We start from the raw sequence: 15,344 nt of genomic DNA, 5'->3' as shown, positions 1-15,344 counted from the left end.
ATGGCTAGAATCGCAGGGGTAGATATACCTAAACAGAAAAGAGGAGTTATTGCATTAACCTATATCTTTGGTATTGGTAATAGCAGAGCTAAAGAAATTTTAGCTAAAGCTCAAGTAAGTGAAGATAAAAAAGTTCAAGATTGGAATGATGATGAAATCAGTGCAATTCGTGATGCTGTTTCATACTTCAAAATCGAAGGAGAATTACGTTCAGAAATTCAATTAAACATCAAACGTTTAATGGATATCGGATGTCAAAGAGGAATTCGTCATAGAGCTGGACTTCCATTAAGAGGTCAAAGAACTAAAAACAACTCTAGAACTAGAAAAGGTAAAAGAAAAACTGTTGCTAACAAGAAAAAAGCAACTAAATAATAAGTAATAATATGGCTAAGGCAACAACTAAAAAACGTAAAGTTATCGTTGAATCTACAGGAGAAGCGCATATTAATGCTACCTTTAATAATATCATCATTTCGTTGACAAACAAAAAAGGTGAAGTTATTTCTTGGTCTTCAGCAGGTAAAATGGGCTTTAGAGGTTCTAAAAAGAACACACCTTATGCAGCTCAAATGGCAGCAGAAGATTGTACTAAAGTAGCATTAGAGGCTGGACTTAAAAAAGTAAAAGTTTACGTTAAAGGGCCAGGTAACGGTAGAGAATCAGCAATTCGTTCAATCCATAATGGTGGTATTGAAGTTTCTGAAATTATTGACGTTACTCCAATCCCTCACAACGGATGTAGACCTCCTAAGAGAAGAAGAGTATAATTTAAGTATAACCAAGGTAGACTAACGATTATCGAAGGATTTTAAGACCTGAATTCATAATCACTACCTTAATTTAATTTTTTAAAATGGCAAGATATACTGGTCCAAAAACAAAAATTGCTCGTAAATTTGGCGAAGCAATATTCGGAGAAGACAAAGCCTTCGAAAAAAGAAATTACCCTCCAGGACAACATGGTTTGGCTAAAAAGAGAGGTAAAAAATCTGAGTACGCTGTTCAGTTAATGGAGAAGCAAAAAGCTAAATATACTTACGGTATTTTAGAAAAGCAATTCAGAAACTTATTTGAAAAAGCTTCGGCTGCTTCAGGTGTAACAGGTGAAATCTTACTTCAATTATGTGAGGCTCGTTTAGATAACGTAGTATACAGAATGGGTATCGCTCCTTCTCGTAGAGCTGCTCGTCAGATCGTTTCGCACAGACACATCACGGTAAACGGTGAATTGGTTAATGTACCATCTTATCACTTAAAACCAGGTGACAAAGTTGCGGTTCGTGAAAAATCAAAATCTCTTGAAGCTATTGAGCGTTCTTTATCTAATGCTTCTCAAGTTTATGAGTGGATTACATGGAATAATGATACTAAAGAGGGTACTTTCGTAGCTGCTCCTCAAAGACTTCAAATTCCTGAAAACATTAAAGAACAACTAATCGTTGAGTTGTATAACAAATAATAATTGACTTTAGTCGCAATATGGCATTATTTAATTTTCAAAAGCCCGATAAAGTTATCATGATCGATTCAACCGATTTTGAAGGTAAATTCGAATTTAGACCTTTAGAACCTGGTTACGGATTGACAGTTGGTAATGCATTAAGAAGAGTTTTACTTTCTTCTCTAGAAGGATACGCTATAACATCTGTAAGAATCGAAGGTGTAGAACATGAGTTCTCTACGATTTCTGGTGTTGTAGAAGATGTAACTGAAATTATCTTAAACTTAAAACAAGTACGTTTCAAAAGACAAATTGAAGACGTTGATAATGAATCTGTTTCTATCGCAATCTCTGGAAAAGATCAAATTACTGCTGGTGATTTTCAAAAATTCATCTCTGGTTTTCAAGTATTGAACCCAGACCTAGTAATTTGTAACTTAGATAGTAAAACAACTATCAACATGGAATTATCTATCGAAAAAGGTAGAGGGTATGTTCCTGCTGAAGAAAACAAAAAAGCTAACGCACCTATTGGAACTATCTATACAGATTCTATTTACACTCCAGTAAAGAATGTGAAGTATGCGATAGAAAATTTCCGTGTAGAACAAAAAACTGATTATGAAAAATTAGTTTTCGAAATCATCACTGATGGTTCTATTCACCCGAAAGATGCATTAACTGAAGCAGCTAAAACGTTGATTCACCACTTTATGTTGTTTTCTGATGAAAGAATTACACTTGAGGCTGATGAAATCGCTCAAACAGAATCGTATGATGAAGAGTCATTACACATGAGACAGTTGTTAAAAACTAAACTTGTGGACATGGACTTATCTGTTAGAGCTTTAAATTGTTTAAAAGCGGCAGAAGTTGACACATTAGGAGACTTAGTTTCTTTCAATAAAAACGATTTAATGAAATTCCGTAACTTCGGTAAAAAATCATTAACAGAATTAGATGAACTAGTTGCTGCTAAAGGTTTGAACTTTGGAATGGATTTAGGCAAATATAAATTAGATAAAGAATAAATTACTTCATATTTTGCTCTCCAAAGTGGATTGCAGCAAGATGAAGGCTAAATAGTAAGGTCATGAGACACGGAAAAAAATTCAATCATTTAAGTAGACAAAAAGGACATAGAAGAGCTATGTTAGCTAATATGGCTTGTTCTTTAATCGAACATAAACGTATCAATACAACTGTTGCCAAAGCAAAAGCTTTAAAGCAATTTGTTGAACCATTAGTTACAAAATCTAAAGAAGATACTACTCACAACCGTCGTACAGTTTTCTCTTATTTAAGAGATAAATATGCTGTTACTGAATTGTTCAGAGAAGTTGCTGCTAAAGTAGGTGACCGTCCAGGAGGATACACACGTATCATCAAATTAGGTAATCGTTTAGGAGATAACGCTGACATGGCAATGATCGAGTTAGTAGATTTTAACGAATTGTACAACGGAGGTAAAAAAGAAGTTAAGAAAGCGACTACTCGTCGTGGAAAAGCTAAAAAAGCAGAAGGAACAACTCCTGAAGCTCCAGCTGCTGAGACTTCTGAAAATACTGAAGTAACTGAATAATCATGAATGCATGATTTTACATAAAAGGATAAACTTTCTTAGTTTATCCTTTTTTTTATACATTTTTGTTTTGAAATTTATTTTTCAAATTTTTAGATTAAATTTGCACATTCAACAACACAACAATAATGAAATACACTAATCGTTCAAAAGCTGTTTTATTACTAAAAGACGGCACTATTTTTCATGGTAAATCAATTGGTATTGCAGGAACAACCTTTGGGGAAGTTGCTTTTAATACTGGAACTACTGGATATCAGGAAATTTTTACAGATCCGTCTTACTTTGGTCAAATTATGGTTACTACCAATGCACACATTGGTAATTATGGAGTAAATACTAACGAAGTAGAATCTGATGGTGTTAAAATATCAGGGCTGGTTTGTAAAAATTTTAGTTTCAACTATTCGCGTATCGATGCGGAAGGTAGCTTATTCGATTATTTACAAAAACAAAATTTAATTGTAATTTCTGACGTAGATACGCGCGCTTTGGTAAGTTATATCAGAGATAACGGCGCAATGAATGCTGTTATTTGTACAGATGGTACTCCAATTGAAGAACTGAAAGAAAAATTAGCGCAGGTTCCAGATATGAATGGTTTGGAATTGGCATCTAAAGTATCAACTAAAGAACCTTACTTTTTTGGTAACGAAAATGCTACATACAAAATTGCCGCATTGGATTTAGGTATCAAAACCAATATTCTTCGAAATTTAGCCAATAGAGATTGTTACATCAAGGTGTATCCATACAATGCTTCTTACGAAGATTTGAAATCGTTCAATCCTGATGGATATTTCTTATCAAACGGACCTGGTGACCCAGAGCCATTGGAATCCGCTCAAGAGGTAGCACGCCAAATTTTAAATGAAAATAATCCTTTATTTGGAATCTGTCTCGGACATCAAGTTATTGGCTTAGCTAATGGAATCCCAACCTATAAAATGTTTAACGGTCATAGAGGAATCAATCATCCAGTTAAAAATTTAGTTACAGGTAAAGGTGAAATCACCTCTCAAAACCACGGATTTGCTATTGTGAAAGAAGAATTAGAGAAACATCCTGATTTTGAATTAACACATATGCATTTAAATGACGGAACAGTGGCAGGAATGCGAATGAAATCTAAAAACTGTTTTTCTGTTCAATACCATCCAGAAGCTAGTCCTGGACCACATGATTCAAGCTATCTTTTTGACCAATTTATCGATAACATAAAAGCATCTAAAAATTAAAAATATCATGAGTATCATTTTAAAAATTCACGCAAGACAAATATTAGATTCAAGAGGAAATCCAACAGTTGAAGTGGATGTAATCACTGAAAATGGCGTTTTAGGAAGAGCAGCTGTGCCAAGTGGAGCATCAACAGGTGAACATGAAGCAGTTGAACTTCGTGATGGCGGAAAAGCTTTCATGGGAAAAGGTGTTTTAAAAGCAGTTGAAAATGTAAATACTAAAATTGCAGAAGCTATCGTTGGAATTTCAGTTTTCGAGCAAAATTTAATCGACAAAATGATGATTGAATTAGACGGAACAGCTAATAAATCGAATTTGGGTGCCAATGCTATTTTAGGTGTTTCTTTAGCGGTTGCAAAAGCAGCTGCCAATGAATTAGGATTGCCTTTATATCGTTATATTGGTGGTGTTTCTGCCAATACATTGCCAGTTCCAATGATGAATATCATCAACGGAGGTTCGCACTCTGATGCGCCAATTGCTTTCCAAGAATTTATGATTATGCCTGTGAAAGCAAAAGATTTTACTCATGCCATGCAAATGGGAACTGAAATTTTTCACCACTTGAAAAAAGTATTGCATGATAGAAAGTTGTCAACTGCTGTTGGTGATGAAGGTGGTTTTGCACCAAATTTAGCTGGTGGAACTGAAGATGCTTTAGATTCAATCAAATTAGCAGTAACTAACGCAGGTTATACTTTTGGAGATGATATTATGATTGCTTTAGATTGTGCCGCTTCAGAATTTTATGTAAACGGAAAATACGATTATACCAAATTTGAAGGCGAAACTGGAAAAGTAAGAACTTCTGAAGAGCAAGCTTCTTATTTGGCTGAATTAGCTGAAAAATATCCAATTATTTCTATCGAAGACGGAATGTATGAGGACGATTGGAATGGCTGGAAATTATTAACGGATAAAATTGGTAATAAAGTACAATTAGTTGGTGACGATTTATTCGTGACTAATGTAGAAAGATTATCTAGAGGAATCAATGAAGGAATTGCGAATTCCATTTTGATTAAAGTAAACCAAATTGGAACTTTAACAGAGACTATTGCAGCTGTAAATATGGCGCATAATGCAGGTTATACTTCAGTAATGAGTCACCGTTCAGGAGAAACAGAAGATAATACAATTGCTGATTTAGCAGTTGCTTTAAACTGTGGTCAAATCAAAACAGGTTCAGCTTCGCGTTCAGATCGTATGGCAAAATACAACCAACTTTTAAGAATTGAAGAAGAATTAGCTGATGTAGCTTATTTTCCTCAAGCAAAAGCTTTTAAGATAAAGTAGTTGTTCTTCTTTTAAAATTTATCCCAATAGCAAATCAAAGTTATTGGGATTTTTTTATGGTGTATATTAAATAAACATAAAATATTCTAAAATACTTTAGAATTCAAGTTAGATTCATTAAATTCGCATTATTCTTATTTATATACCCAAAAAAAATATTTTTACATATGTCAAAAACTGCAATATTAGAGCTTGATGGCCAAAAGTATGAGTTTCCTGTAATTGTAGGAACAGAAAACGAAGTAGCTATCGATATAGACAAGTTGCGTAGTGCAACTGGAGCTATTACTATCGATCCTGGATACAAAAATTCAGGTTCTTGCAAAAGTGAAATCACATTCTTAGATGGAGAAGAAGGAATTTTACGTTATAGAGGTTATGCTATCGAAGATTTAGCAGAAAAAGCAAACTTTTTAGAAGTTTCTTATTTGTTAATTTTCGGAGAATTGCCAACAGCTTCTCAATTAGAAAAATTTGAGAACGATATTCGTAAATATACTTTGGTAAACGAAGAAATGAAAACTATTTTAAAAGGTTTTCCAAAAACAGCTCACCCAATGGGCGTTTTATCTTCGTTAACAAGTGCTTTAACAGCGTTTAATCCAAAATCGGTTAATCCGCACAACGAAAAAGAAATGTATGAAGCAGTATGCAAAACCTTAGGTAAATTTATGGTTATTGCTACTTGGACCTACAGAAAAAGAATGGGATTCCCATTAAATTATTATGATAATACTAAAGGTTTCGTAGATAATTTTATGAACTTAATGTTCAAATTACCAACTGAACCATACAAAGTAGATCCAAAAGTTGTTGCAGCTTTAGATAAATTATTCATCTTACACGCAGATCACGAACAAAACTGTTCAACATCAACAGTAAGAATCGTTGGTTCTTCACATGCTGGATTGTTTGCTTCTATTTCTGCTGGTGTTTCTGCACTTTGGGGACCACTTCACGGTGGAGCTAACCAAGCTGTTTTAGAAATGTTGGAAGAAATTCATAACAATGGTGGTGATGTAGCGAAATTTGTATTAAAAGCAAAAGATAAAGACGATCCATTCCGTTTAATGGGATTCGGACACCGTGTTTACAAAAACTTTGACCCAAGAGCAACTATCATTAAAAAAGCAGCTGATGATGTATTAAATTCATTAGGTGTTGATGATCCGCTATTAGATATTGCAAAACAATTAGAAAAAGTAGCTCTTGAAGATGAATACTTCAAATCAAGAAACTTATATCCAAACGTAGATTTCTATTCAGGAATCATTTACCGTGCTATGGGAATTCCAGTGGAAATGTTCACTGTATTGTTCGCTATCGGACGTTTACCAGGTTGGATTGCACAATGGAAAGAAATGCGTGTTAATAAAGAACCAATTGGACGTCCAAGACAAGTTTACACTGGTTATACATTAAGACCTTTCAAAGAAATTAAAGACAGATAATACCAATAAAAAATCCTGAGCAATCAGGATTTTTTTGTTTAAAAGAAGTTTTTTTTCTCAAATTCCCTTTGCTATCTTTGTCGAAATGGCATTTTAAACCCAAATTACACATTAGACTTCGTTATGAAAGCTAAAAGTACAATAAAAATAGGTGCTCACGGACTTTTTTAAATTTTGGAATATAGTAATATTTTAAGATTTCAAAAAGGAGTCAGTGCTTATTTTTGAAGTAGTTTTAGTTTGTAATAGATTTCTAATGCGTAATTTGGGTTAAATGCAAAACCAACAAGTTATGTTACAATTAAATGTAAAAAACGAAACTTCAAGATTAAGAGCAGTTGTTTTAGGAACTGCAGAAAGTAACGGACCAACGCCAACAATAGAAGAAGCGTATGACCCAAAATCATTAGAACACATCAAAGCAGGAACGTATCCAATAGAAGCGGATATGGTTAAAGAAATGGAAGCTTTTCTTAAAGTTTTCCAGAAATACGATGTAAAAGTTTTTCGTCCGCAGATTATAGAAAATTACAACCAAATTTTCGCAAGAGACATCGGTTTCGTAATTGACGATATTTTTATCAAAGCCAATATTCTTCCAGATAGAGAACGCGAATTAGACGCTATTCAATACGTAATTGATCAAATTGATCCAAAGAAAGTCGTGCGTCCGCCAGAAGAAGTGCACATAGAGGGTGGCGATGTAATGCCTTGGAACGAATATATTTTCATTGGAACATACAAAGGTTCAGATTATAAAGATTACATTACAGCACGAACAAATATGCAAGGGGTTAACTTTATAAAAGAATTGTTTCCAAACAAGATTGTTAAGGAGTTTGATTTAGTAAAATCGAAAATCGAACCTCGTGATAATGCATTGCATTTGGATTGCTGTTTTCAACCAATAGGAACCAACAAAGGAATTATCTACAAAAGCGGTTTCCGTGAAGAAGCAGATTACATGTTCTTGGTGAATTTGTTTGGAAAAGAAAATTTATTTCACATTGAAAGAGAAGAAATGTATCATATGAATTCCAATGTATTCTCCATTGCACCAGATGTTGTGGTTTCTGAACGAAATTTCACCAGATTAAACAATTGGCTTCGCGAAAACGGATTCACAGTAGAAGAAATTCCATACGCCGAAATAGCAAAACAAGAAGGTTTGTTGAGATGTTCAACTTTGCCATTAATTAGAGATTAAATAAAAAGTTGTCTGTTTTCAGTTTTTTAGTGTAATTTGTATTTTTTTTATGAAGAGTTATGAAGATTTAGATATATACAAAATAAGTTTGTCTTTGTTTTATGAAGTTCATCCTGCATCGCTTTTATTACCAAAGTATGAACTATATGAACTAGGTAGCCAATTAAGAAGGTCATCAGATTCAGTTAATTCTAATGTAGTAGAAGGTTATGGAAGAAAACGATATAAAGCAGATTTTATTAAATTTTTAGTTTATTCACATTCAAGCTGCTTAGAAACAAAAGGACATTTATTGAAAATAAAGAATTTATATACAGGTTTGATTCCGGAAATTGAAAGATTTATAAATGATTATGATGTTTTAGGAGCTAAGATTTTTAACTTTATCAAATATGTTGACAACAATTGGCAAACCTAACGACTTCAATTACTAAAACTATTAACACAAAGTTGAAAACCGATAACAAATAACGGATAACCGATAACAAAAACAAACCATGAACCAAACCACAAATTCCATAGTAATGATTCGTCCGGTAGCATTCCGAATGAACGAACAAACAGCCGTAAATAATTACTACCAAAAAGTCTTAGATGGATTGCTTCCAGCAACGGTAAATGCCAAAGCACAAGCTGAATTTGATGCTTATGTAGAGAAATTAAGAGCCGCTGGAATTAATGTAATCGTAATTGATGATACATTAGAGCCCGATACGCCAGATAGTATTTTTCCAAATAATTGGATTTCTTTTCATGAAAATGGTGATATTGCGTTATACCCAATGTTTGCCGAAAATCGTCGATTAGAACGAAGAGAAGATGTTTTCGATATTCTAGAAGAAAAAGGTTTTGAAATCAATGACATCATGGATTATACTTCTGCTGAAGAAGACGGAATTTTCCTTGAAGGAACAGGAAGTATTATTTTGGATAGAGAAAATGAAATCGCTTACTGTGCTTTATCTCCAAGAGCAGATGAAGAGTTGTTTATCGAATTCTGTGAAGATTTTGAATACAATCCTGTAATTTTTGAAGCGTACCAAACCGTAAATGGGGAAAGAAAACACATTTATCATACCAATGTAATGATGTGCATCGCCGAAACTTTCGCCGTAATTTGTGCCGATTGTATTGACGACAAAGCAGAAAGAAAAATGGTATTGCAAAAGCTAAAAGAAAGCGGAAAAGAAATCATCTTAATCACCGAAGAGCAAGTGAATAATTTCGCAGGAAATATGTTACAAGTTCGTGGGGCAAATGATGAAAGATTCTTAATTATGAGTGATGCAGCTTATAATGTTCTAACTAAAGAACAAATCACTAAAATCGAAAAACACTGCAAAATTTTACACGCAAGTTTAGATATTATAGAAGCTTGTGGTGGGGGAAGCGCACGTTGTATGATGGCTGAAGTTTTCTTGCCAAAAAAATAATTACAAATATAATTTACTTAAGAAACCTGATTGTATCAGGTTTTTTTATTTTGTAATATTCCGAATCATACCACCAAAAATAAAATAATGAAACGGAACCAAACTGTACCAATACATTCTTCCTAGTAATCCTTTTGGTCTGAAAGTAGCAATTTGATGCAATTGATTCTCTTCATCGATTCTAAATTCCAACCAAGCTTCACCAGGTAAACGCATTTCTGCATATAAAAGTAGCCTTTTTTCTTCTTTATTCGCTACTAATACGCGCCAAAAATCCAAAGCATCTCCACTATCTAAATGCGAAGGATGTGTTCGGCCTCTTCGCAAACCAACACCACCAAAAAGTTTGTCGATAAACCCTCGAATTTTCCACATCCAATTACCATAATACCAACCTTTTTCTCCACCAATTGACCAAATATTATCTAATGTTTTAGCTACATGGGTAACTTTTTTAATTTGATGGTCTTTTAAACAACCATAAGTTGGAATTTGAATGAATTCTGAAAAATTATGATGAAACCTACTACTAACCAAGCTGTCTTTCCAACTTGATATTACTAAATTCTGTTCGATTTTTAAAAAAGCAAGTTGAATAGCCTCAACATAAGTAATGGGTTTGATTCCTAATGCTTTTTGAAGGTCATTGTTTTTACAAATCACTTCTAATTTCATACTATCAACAAGATTTACAGCTAGTTTATATGAAGTAGAGGTAACAAAGTACAACCAATAAGAAGAAAGCTTGGGCGACATTATTGGAAGAGTAAACATCCAAAGTTTTATACCTCTTGTCTTGGAATACAAAAGCATCATTTCTTTATATGTCATTACATCAGGACCACCAATATCATAAGATTGATTGTAGTGTTCTTTTTTTAGCAAAACTCCAGTCAAATAACGAATAACATCTCGTATTGCAATGGGCTGACATTTGGTTAAAACCCATTTTGGCGTAATCATTATAGGTAGTTTTTCACACAAATCGCGAATGATTTCAAAAGAAGCGCTCCCAGAACCCACAATAATTCCCGCTCGAAGTACCGTAGTGTTGTAATTACCTTCAAATAAAATATCTTCAACATTTTTTCTAGACTGCAAATGCTTTGATAGTTCATCATGGTTTACAATTCCGCTTAAATAAATAACTTGTTGCGCACCAATAGCATCCATGTAGTGATTGAAATTTGAAGCAGCTGTACTTTCCATAACATCAAAATCAGCAGTAGACGATGACATGGAATGAATCAAATAATAAGCAACATCAATATTTTTTGGAATACTTTCTAATTGTATTTCGTGCAAAAAATCGACTTCCCAAATACTGATTTTTTCCAATGTTGCCGTGTCTAATCCCAGTCTATTGGCATCACGAACACAACAAATCACTTCATGTCCTTGAGAAATCAACTCGGGAAGCAATCTGCGACCTACATAACCATTGGCACCCGTTAATAAAATTCGCATAGTTTTCAAATTTCATTAAATTTAGGCAAAAAAGAATGGAAGTTTGTGTTTTTTCTAAATAATTAGGATTTGTTTATACTATTTTAAAAATAGAAACCACACCATTTGAAATGTATTGAATTCCAATGGCAATTACAATAAATCCAATGACTCTCGAAATAGCTACAATTCCAGAAGAACCCAAAATTCTTGATAAATAATGCGCGCTTTTTAAAATCAAAAAGATACAAAAAGCAACGGCTAGAATGGCTAAACACGTAGTGATTTTTTGAGAAATTTCAGCGTGTTCTTGATACATGGCAATTAATAACGACATAGAACCCGGACCAGCTAACATTGGAATGGCTAATGGCGATAAGGCAATGTCATTGCGTTGCATAGCGTCAGAAGCTACTTTTTTATTTACGCCTCTTTTTTTACTGAAATTTCCAGTTAATAAGGCAAAACCAGAAGTTACAATTACAATTCCACCGGCAATTCGCAAGGAATCAATACTAATTCCAAAAAAAGCCAATGCATATTTTCCAACAAAATACGAAATCGTTAGAATGATGAAAACATTAATAGCTGCCCAAATAGAAATTCGAGAGCGTTCTTGTTTGGAATCGTCTTGAGTTAATCCTACAAAAATGGGAACAGCTCCAAGAGGATTCAATACAGAAAATAAGGCGGCGAAAACGTAAATAAATAAATCCATAGTTTTTTATGCAAAGAAATAAGGAGTTTCGAAACTTCCGATTAAAATAATGTTATTTCAAAGTTATAATTATTATTTAAATTGCTTAAATTTATACAATAATTTTTTACAAATTTTCATTGAATTTGTACTTGTAAGTGAATTAAAACTTGTCAAAAAATAATAACATGAAAACATTAGTTCTGGGCGCATCAACAAATAAAGAGCGCTATTCATACAAAGCCATTCACAATTTAGTAGATAAAAGCCATCAAGTGGTTGCCATTGGGGCCAAAAAAGGAATGGCGTTTGATATTCCAATAGAAACTGAAAAAACAGATTTCCACGGAATTGATACCGTTACACTATATTTGAATCCAAAAGCGCAACAAGAATATTACGACTACATTTTGTCCTTAAAACCAAGGCGCGTTATCTTCAATCCTGGAACTGAAAATCCTGAATTTTATGCTGTTTTAGATGCCAATGGTATTCAATATGAAGTAGCTTGTACGTTGGTATTATTGGCGACGAATCAATATTAATCCAATAAACGTCAGTAAACCATTGACAATTAAAATTTCAAATCCAAAAGCGAATCCAAACCAGGTTTCGCTTTTTAAGTTTAAAACAATTGAAGTTACAACAGATAGAATGGCAACTAATGGTACCAATTTGTCTTTTACATTCCATTTGGTAAACAAGCCAAAAGCGTAAAGTCCTAATAATGGACCATAAGTAAATCCAGCGAATTTCAATACTTTGTCAATAATACTAGCATCGTTAAAAGCGTATTTGAAAAATAAAATCACCAAAATCGAAATTCCAACAAACATAAGGTGAATACGTTTTCTAATCGCAACTTGTTTTTGGATGTCGTATTTTTTTTCAATTTCCAAAATATCAATACTGAATGAAGTGGTTAACGAAGTCAAAGCACTATCCGCACTAGAATAAGCTGATGCAATCAATCCCAAAATAAAACAGAAAGCAGCCACAATTCCTAAATGTTCATTGGCAAGAATGGGGAATAATTGGTCTTTGTGTGCGTCGATTCCATTTTTGATGGCGTATTCGGTGAAAAGTAATCCCATTACTAAAAACATAAAATTCACAAAAGTCAGCACAATGGTAAACCAAAACATATTTTTTTGTGCGTCTTTCAAACTTCTACAAGTTAAGTTTTTCTGCATCATATCTTGGTCTAAACCGGTCATTACAATGGCAATAAATATTCCAGAAAGGAATTGTTTCCAAAAATATGTTGGCAAACTTGCATCTTCAAAAAAGAAAGTTTTAGAAAAATCGCTTTCAGCAATAAAACTAGAGAAATTGTCAATGTTTAATCCCAAATCTTGCGAAACCACCACAATACAAACGCCAACGGCAACCAGCATAAACAAAGTTTGCAACGTATCCGTCCAAATAATGGTTTTAATTCCCGATTTGTGCGTGTAAACCCAAATCAACAAAATGGTAGCCGAAACCGTAATCCAATACGGAATTCCTAATGATTCAAAAACTAAGGTTTGCAATACATCAGCAACCAAAAGCAAGCGTAAATTAGAACCAACCGTTCTAGAAATAATGAAAAACCAAGCACCAGTTTTATAGGAATAGTTACCAAAACGATCTTGCAAATAGGTGTAAATCGAAGTTAAATTGAGCTTGTAATACAATGGCAACAAAACTGTTCCAATGACTAAATACCCAATAATATAACCCAATACCAACTGAAAATACACAAACTGAGAAGCTTCTACTTTTCCAGGAACTGAAATAAACGTTACGCCCGAAAGTGAAGCGCCAATCATTCCAAAAGCCACCAAATACCAAGGCGCTTGTTTATTGGCTTTGAAAAAAGAGTCGTTGGAATCATCGCCTTTTCTTCCTGTGAAATAGGAAAACAAAATCAATACACCAAAATAAGCTAAAATGGTAATGAGTATCGTAGTAGGTTGCATACGTTATTGGATTTCGGACAAAGATAAAAGAATTCCAAAAATAAAGCTCGTATTCACTTTGTTTTGTAAATTTGCCGTTATGGAATTACCTTCAAAATTATTGGAAAACGCGGTGAATGAATTCGCTCAATTGCCAGGAATTGGCAAACGAACGGCTTTGCGATTGGTTTTGCATTTGTTGCGCCAACCGGAATCGCAAACACAAACACTGAGTGCGAGTTTAACTAAAATGCGTGAAGAAATTCAATATTGTACTTCGTGTCACAACATTGCTGATGCGCCTATTTGTCAAATTTGTGCCAATACCAGCCGAGATGCTTCAACCATTTGCGTAGTGGAAGACGTTCGTGATGTCATGGCAATCGAAAATACAGGAACTTTCAAAGGTGTTTATCATGTTTTGGGAGGAAAAATCAATCCGATTGAAGGTGTTGGTCCTAGTCAATTGAACATTGGAACATTGGTAGAAAAAGTAAAATTGGGAGCCATTTCAGAAGTAATTTTTGCATTAAGTTCCACTATGGAAGGCGATACAACGAATTTCTATATTTTCAAACAAATCAAAGATTTTGGTATAAAAACTTCAACTATCGCAAGAGGAATTGCTATTGGCGACGAATTAGAATATGCAGATGAAGTAACTTTGGGAAGAAGTTTGTTGCATCGAATCCCGTTTGAAAGTTCAATGAAGCAAATGTGATGTGATTTTTGCATTAAAAAATCCCAATAAATTCTTAAATTTTAATTGTATAAACTATATTTGTTTCCTCAAACAGAGAAAAATGAAGAAAATAACTTTTATATATATACTATTGGTTGTTGTGGCAACATCTTGTGTGCCAAATAAAGAGTTGGTTTACCTGCAAAACAAAGGCGAAAACAAATCCACTATTGAAGTTCGCCAAACAGAATCTAAACCGTATCGTGTACAAACCAATGATATTTTGAGTATTAATTTAAAAGCGTTGGATCAGAAATTAGTTGAAATGTTTAATGTTTCTGCCAATACAAATCAATTACAAATGACACCACAAGCGATGTATTTTAATGGTTATGTGGTAGATGATCATGGAAATATTCGAATTCCTGTAATTGGTGAAGTAAACGTATTGGGTTATACCATAGAAGAAATTCGAGCTACTGTTGAAAAAAGACTTTTGGATGAATATTTTAAAACTGAAGCAAGAATTTTTGTTAATGTGAAATTAGCTGGTTTGCGCTATACAATGAATGGAGAAATTGGAAGTCCAGGAACCAATGTATTATATCAAGATAAGGTAACAATCATGGAAGCTATTGCGAATTCTGGAGACATTACCATAACGGGAAATCGTAAAGAAGTACAAATTATTAGAAAATTACCACACGGTTATGAAACGCATGTTTTGGATTTAACCGATGCAAAAGTGATGGATTCTCCGTATTTTTATTTGCAACCTAATGATTATATTTACGTGAAACCGTTACGTCAAAAATCTTGGGGAACAGGAATCACAGGAATGCAAACCGTGGGAACAATCATGACGGCAATTTCATTAATTACAACGGCAATACTTTTGTCGAGAAATTTCTAAACAACAAC

General features: G+C 33.6%; 17 protein-coding genes. 14 read left to right on the top strand and 3 right to left on the bottom strand.

The features are described 5' to 3' along the window. From rpsM to ctlX, 11 genes are all read left to right on the top strand, one after another. Positions 1-375 (top strand): 30S ribosomal protein S13, encoded by a 375-nt coding sequence (gene rpsM, locus DPN68_RS09440; RefSeq protein WP_113989410.1) that lies wholly within the window; start codon positions 1-3, stop codon positions 373-375. Positions 376-386: 11 nt separating this feature from the next. Then, a complete protein-coding gene (gene rpsK / locus DPN68_RS09435) occupies positions 387-770 on the top strand; it encodes a 30S ribosomal protein S11 (RefSeq protein ID WP_113989409.1) in 384 nt (127 codons plus the stop codon). An 86-nt stretch (positions 771-856) separates the two neighbouring features. Further along, entirely contained in the window at positions 857-1,462 is a 606-nt protein-coding gene (gene rpsD / locus DPN68_RS09430; RefSeq protein WP_113989408.1) for a 30S ribosomal protein S4, read from the top strand. A gap of 20 nt (positions 1,463-1,482) precedes the next feature. Further along, entirely contained in the window at positions 1,483-2,475 is a 993-nt protein-coding gene (locus DPN68_RS09425; protein ID WP_113989407.1) for a DNA-directed RNA polymerase subunit alpha, read from the top strand. 62 nt (positions 2,476-2,537) lie between these two features. Further along, positions 2,538-3,026 (top strand): 50S ribosomal protein L17, encoded by a 489-nt coding sequence (gene rplQ / locus DPN68_RS09420; protein ID WP_113989406.1) that lies wholly within the window; start codon positions 2,538-2,540, stop codon positions 3,024-3,026. Positions 3,027-3,154: 128 nt separating this feature from the next. After that, positions 3,155-4,264: a glutamine-hydrolyzing carbamoyl-phosphate synthase small subunit gene (gene carA / locus DPN68_RS09415; protein ID WP_113989405.1), complete on the top strand. Its 1,110-nt coding sequence runs from the start codon at positions 3,155-3,157 to the stop codon at positions 4,262-4,264. 7 nt (positions 4,265-4,271) lie between these two features. Beyond that, positions 4,272-5,564: a phosphopyruvate hydratase gene (gene eno / locus DPN68_RS09410; RefSeq protein ID WP_113989404.1), complete on the top strand. Its 1,293-nt coding sequence runs from the start codon at positions 4,272-4,274 to the stop codon at positions 5,562-5,564. Between the two features lie 167 nt (positions 5,565-5,731). Continuing rightward, positions 5,732-7,015, top strand: coding sequence for a citrate synthase (locus tag DPN68_RS09405; protein ID WP_113989403.1), 1,284 nt, complete (start codon positions 5,732-5,734; stop codon positions 7,013-7,015). A gap of 292 nt (positions 7,016-7,307) precedes the next feature. Beyond that, positions 7,308-8,222 carry a dimethylarginine dimethylaminohydrolase family protein gene (locus tag DPN68_RS09400; RefSeq protein ID WP_113989492.1) on the top strand — a complete coding sequence of 305 codons (915 nt, stop codon included), beginning with the start codon at positions 7,308-7,310 and terminating at the stop codon, positions 8,220-8,222. Positions 8,223-8,271: 49 nt separating this feature from the next. Further along, positions 8,272-8,640, top strand: coding sequence for a four helix bundle protein (locus DPN68_RS09395; RefSeq protein ID WP_113989402.1), 369 nt, complete (start codon positions 8,272-8,274; stop codon positions 8,638-8,640). 79 nt (positions 8,641-8,719) lie between these two features. Then, positions 8,720-9,655: a citrulline utilization hydrolase CtlX gene (gene ctlX / locus DPN68_RS09390; protein WP_113989401.1), complete on the top strand. Its 936-nt coding sequence runs from the start codon at positions 8,720-8,722 to the stop codon at positions 9,653-9,655. 45 nt (positions 9,656-9,700) lie between these two features. Here ctlX and DPN68_RS09385 read toward each other — a convergent pair whose 3' ends face one another. Then, complete coding sequence (locus DPN68_RS09385) at positions 9,701-11,122, bottom strand: SDR family oxidoreductase (protein ID WP_113989400.1); 1,422 nt, start codon at positions 11,120-11,122, stop codon at positions 9,701-9,703. Positions 11,123-11,195: 73 nt separating this feature from the next. After that, a complete protein-coding gene (locus DPN68_RS09380; protein WP_113989399.1) occupies positions 11,196-11,819 on the bottom strand; it encodes a MarC family NAAT transporter in 624 nt (207 codons plus the stop codon). A 167-nt stretch (positions 11,820-11,986) separates the two neighbouring features. Between DPN68_RS09380 and DPN68_RS09375 the strand changes: the two genes are divergently transcribed. Further along, entirely contained in the window at positions 11,987-12,343 is a 357-nt protein-coding gene (locus tag DPN68_RS09375) for a CoA-binding protein (RefSeq protein WP_113989491.1), read from the top strand. Here the strand turns inward: DPN68_RS09375 and DPN68_RS09370 are convergent. After that, positions 12,320-13,762 carry a sodium:solute symporter gene (locus tag DPN68_RS09370; RefSeq protein ID WP_113989398.1) on the bottom strand — a complete coding sequence of 481 codons (1,443 nt, stop codon included), beginning with the start codon at positions 13,760-13,762 and terminating at the stop codon, positions 12,320-12,322. The genes DPN68_RS09375 and DPN68_RS09370 overlap by 24 nt on opposite strands. A 79-nt stretch (positions 13,763-13,841) precedes the next feature. Between DPN68_RS09370 and recR the strand changes: the two genes are divergently transcribed. After that, positions 13,842-14,462 (top strand): recombination mediator RecR, encoded by a 621-nt coding sequence (gene recR / locus DPN68_RS09365; RefSeq protein ID WP_113989397.1) that lies wholly within the window; start codon positions 13,842-13,844, stop codon positions 14,460-14,462. 82 nt (positions 14,463-14,544) lie between these two features. Then, positions 14,545-15,336 carry a polysaccharide biosynthesis/export family protein gene (locus tag DPN68_RS09360; RefSeq protein ID WP_113989396.1) on the top strand — a complete coding sequence of 264 codons (792 nt, stop codon included), beginning with the start codon at positions 14,545-14,547 and terminating at the stop codon, positions 15,334-15,336. The last annotated feature ends 8 nt before the right edge of the window (positions 15,337-15,344 follow it).

It is taken from the genome of Flavobacterium tibetense (assembly GCF_003293845.1).
Lineage (GTDB): Bacteria > Bacteroidota > Bacteroidia > Flavobacteriales > Flavobacteriaceae > Flavobacterium > Flavobacterium tibetense.
This window is presented reverse-complemented; position numbering and strand designations above follow the sequence as displayed.

Coding starts and splice junctions, on each gene's coding strand:
- rpsM (WP_113989410.1), top strand. CDS start 1: ATGGCTAGAATCGCAGGGGTAGATATACCTAAACAGAAAAGAGGAGTT.
- rpsK (WP_113989409.1), top strand. CDS start 387: ATGGCTAAGGCAACAACTAAAAAACGTAAAGTTATCGTTGAATCTACA.
- rpsD (WP_113989408.1), top strand. CDS start 857: ATGGCAAGATATACTGGTCCAAAAACAAAAATTGCTCGTAAATTTGGC.
- DPN68_RS09425 (WP_113989407.1), top strand. CDS start 1,483: ATGGCATTATTTAATTTTCAAAAGCCCGATAAAGTTATCATGATCGAT.
- rplQ (WP_113989406.1), top strand. CDS start 2,538: ATGAGACACGGAAAAAAATTCAATCATTTAAGTAGACAAAAAGGACAT.
- carA (WP_113989405.1), top strand. CDS start 3,155: ATGAAATACACTAATCGTTCAAAAGCTGTTTTATTACTAAAAGACGGC.
- eno (WP_113989404.1), top strand. CDS start 4,272: ATGAGTATCATTTTAAAAATTCACGCAAGACAAATATTAGATTCAAGA.
- DPN68_RS09405 (WP_113989403.1), top strand. CDS start 5,732: ATGTCAAAAACTGCAATATTAGAGCTTGATGGCCAAAAGTATGAGTTT.
- DPN68_RS09400 (WP_113989492.1), top strand. CDS start 7,308: ATGTTACAATTAAATGTAAAAAACGAAACTTCAAGATTAAGAGCAGTT.
- DPN68_RS09395 (WP_113989402.1), top strand. CDS start 8,272: ATGAAGAGTTATGAAGATTTAGATATATACAAAATAAGTTTGTCTTTG.
- ctlX (WP_113989401.1), top strand. CDS start 8,720: ATGAACCAAACCACAAATTCCATAGTAATGATTCGTCCGGTAGCATTC.
- DPN68_RS09385 (WP_113989400.1), bottom strand. CDS start 11,122: ATGCGAATTTTATTAACGGGTGCCAATGGTTATGTAGGTCGCAGATTG.
- DPN68_RS09380 (WP_113989399.1), bottom strand. CDS start 11,819: ATGGATTTATTTATTTACGTTTTCGCCGCCTTATTTTCTGTATTGAAT.
- DPN68_RS09375 (WP_113989491.1), top strand. CDS start 11,987: ATGAAAACATTAGTTCTGGGCGCATCAACAAATAAAGAGCGCTATTCA.
- DPN68_RS09370 (WP_113989398.1), bottom strand. CDS start 13,762: ATGCAACCTACTACGATACTCATTACCATTTTAGCTTATTTTGGTGTA.
- recR (WP_113989397.1), top strand. CDS start 13,842: ATGGAATTACCTTCAAAATTATTGGAAAACGCGGTGAATGAATTCGCT.
- DPN68_RS09360 (WP_113989396.1), top strand. CDS start 14,545: ATGAAGAAAATAACTTTTATATATATACTATTGGTTGTTGTGGCAACA.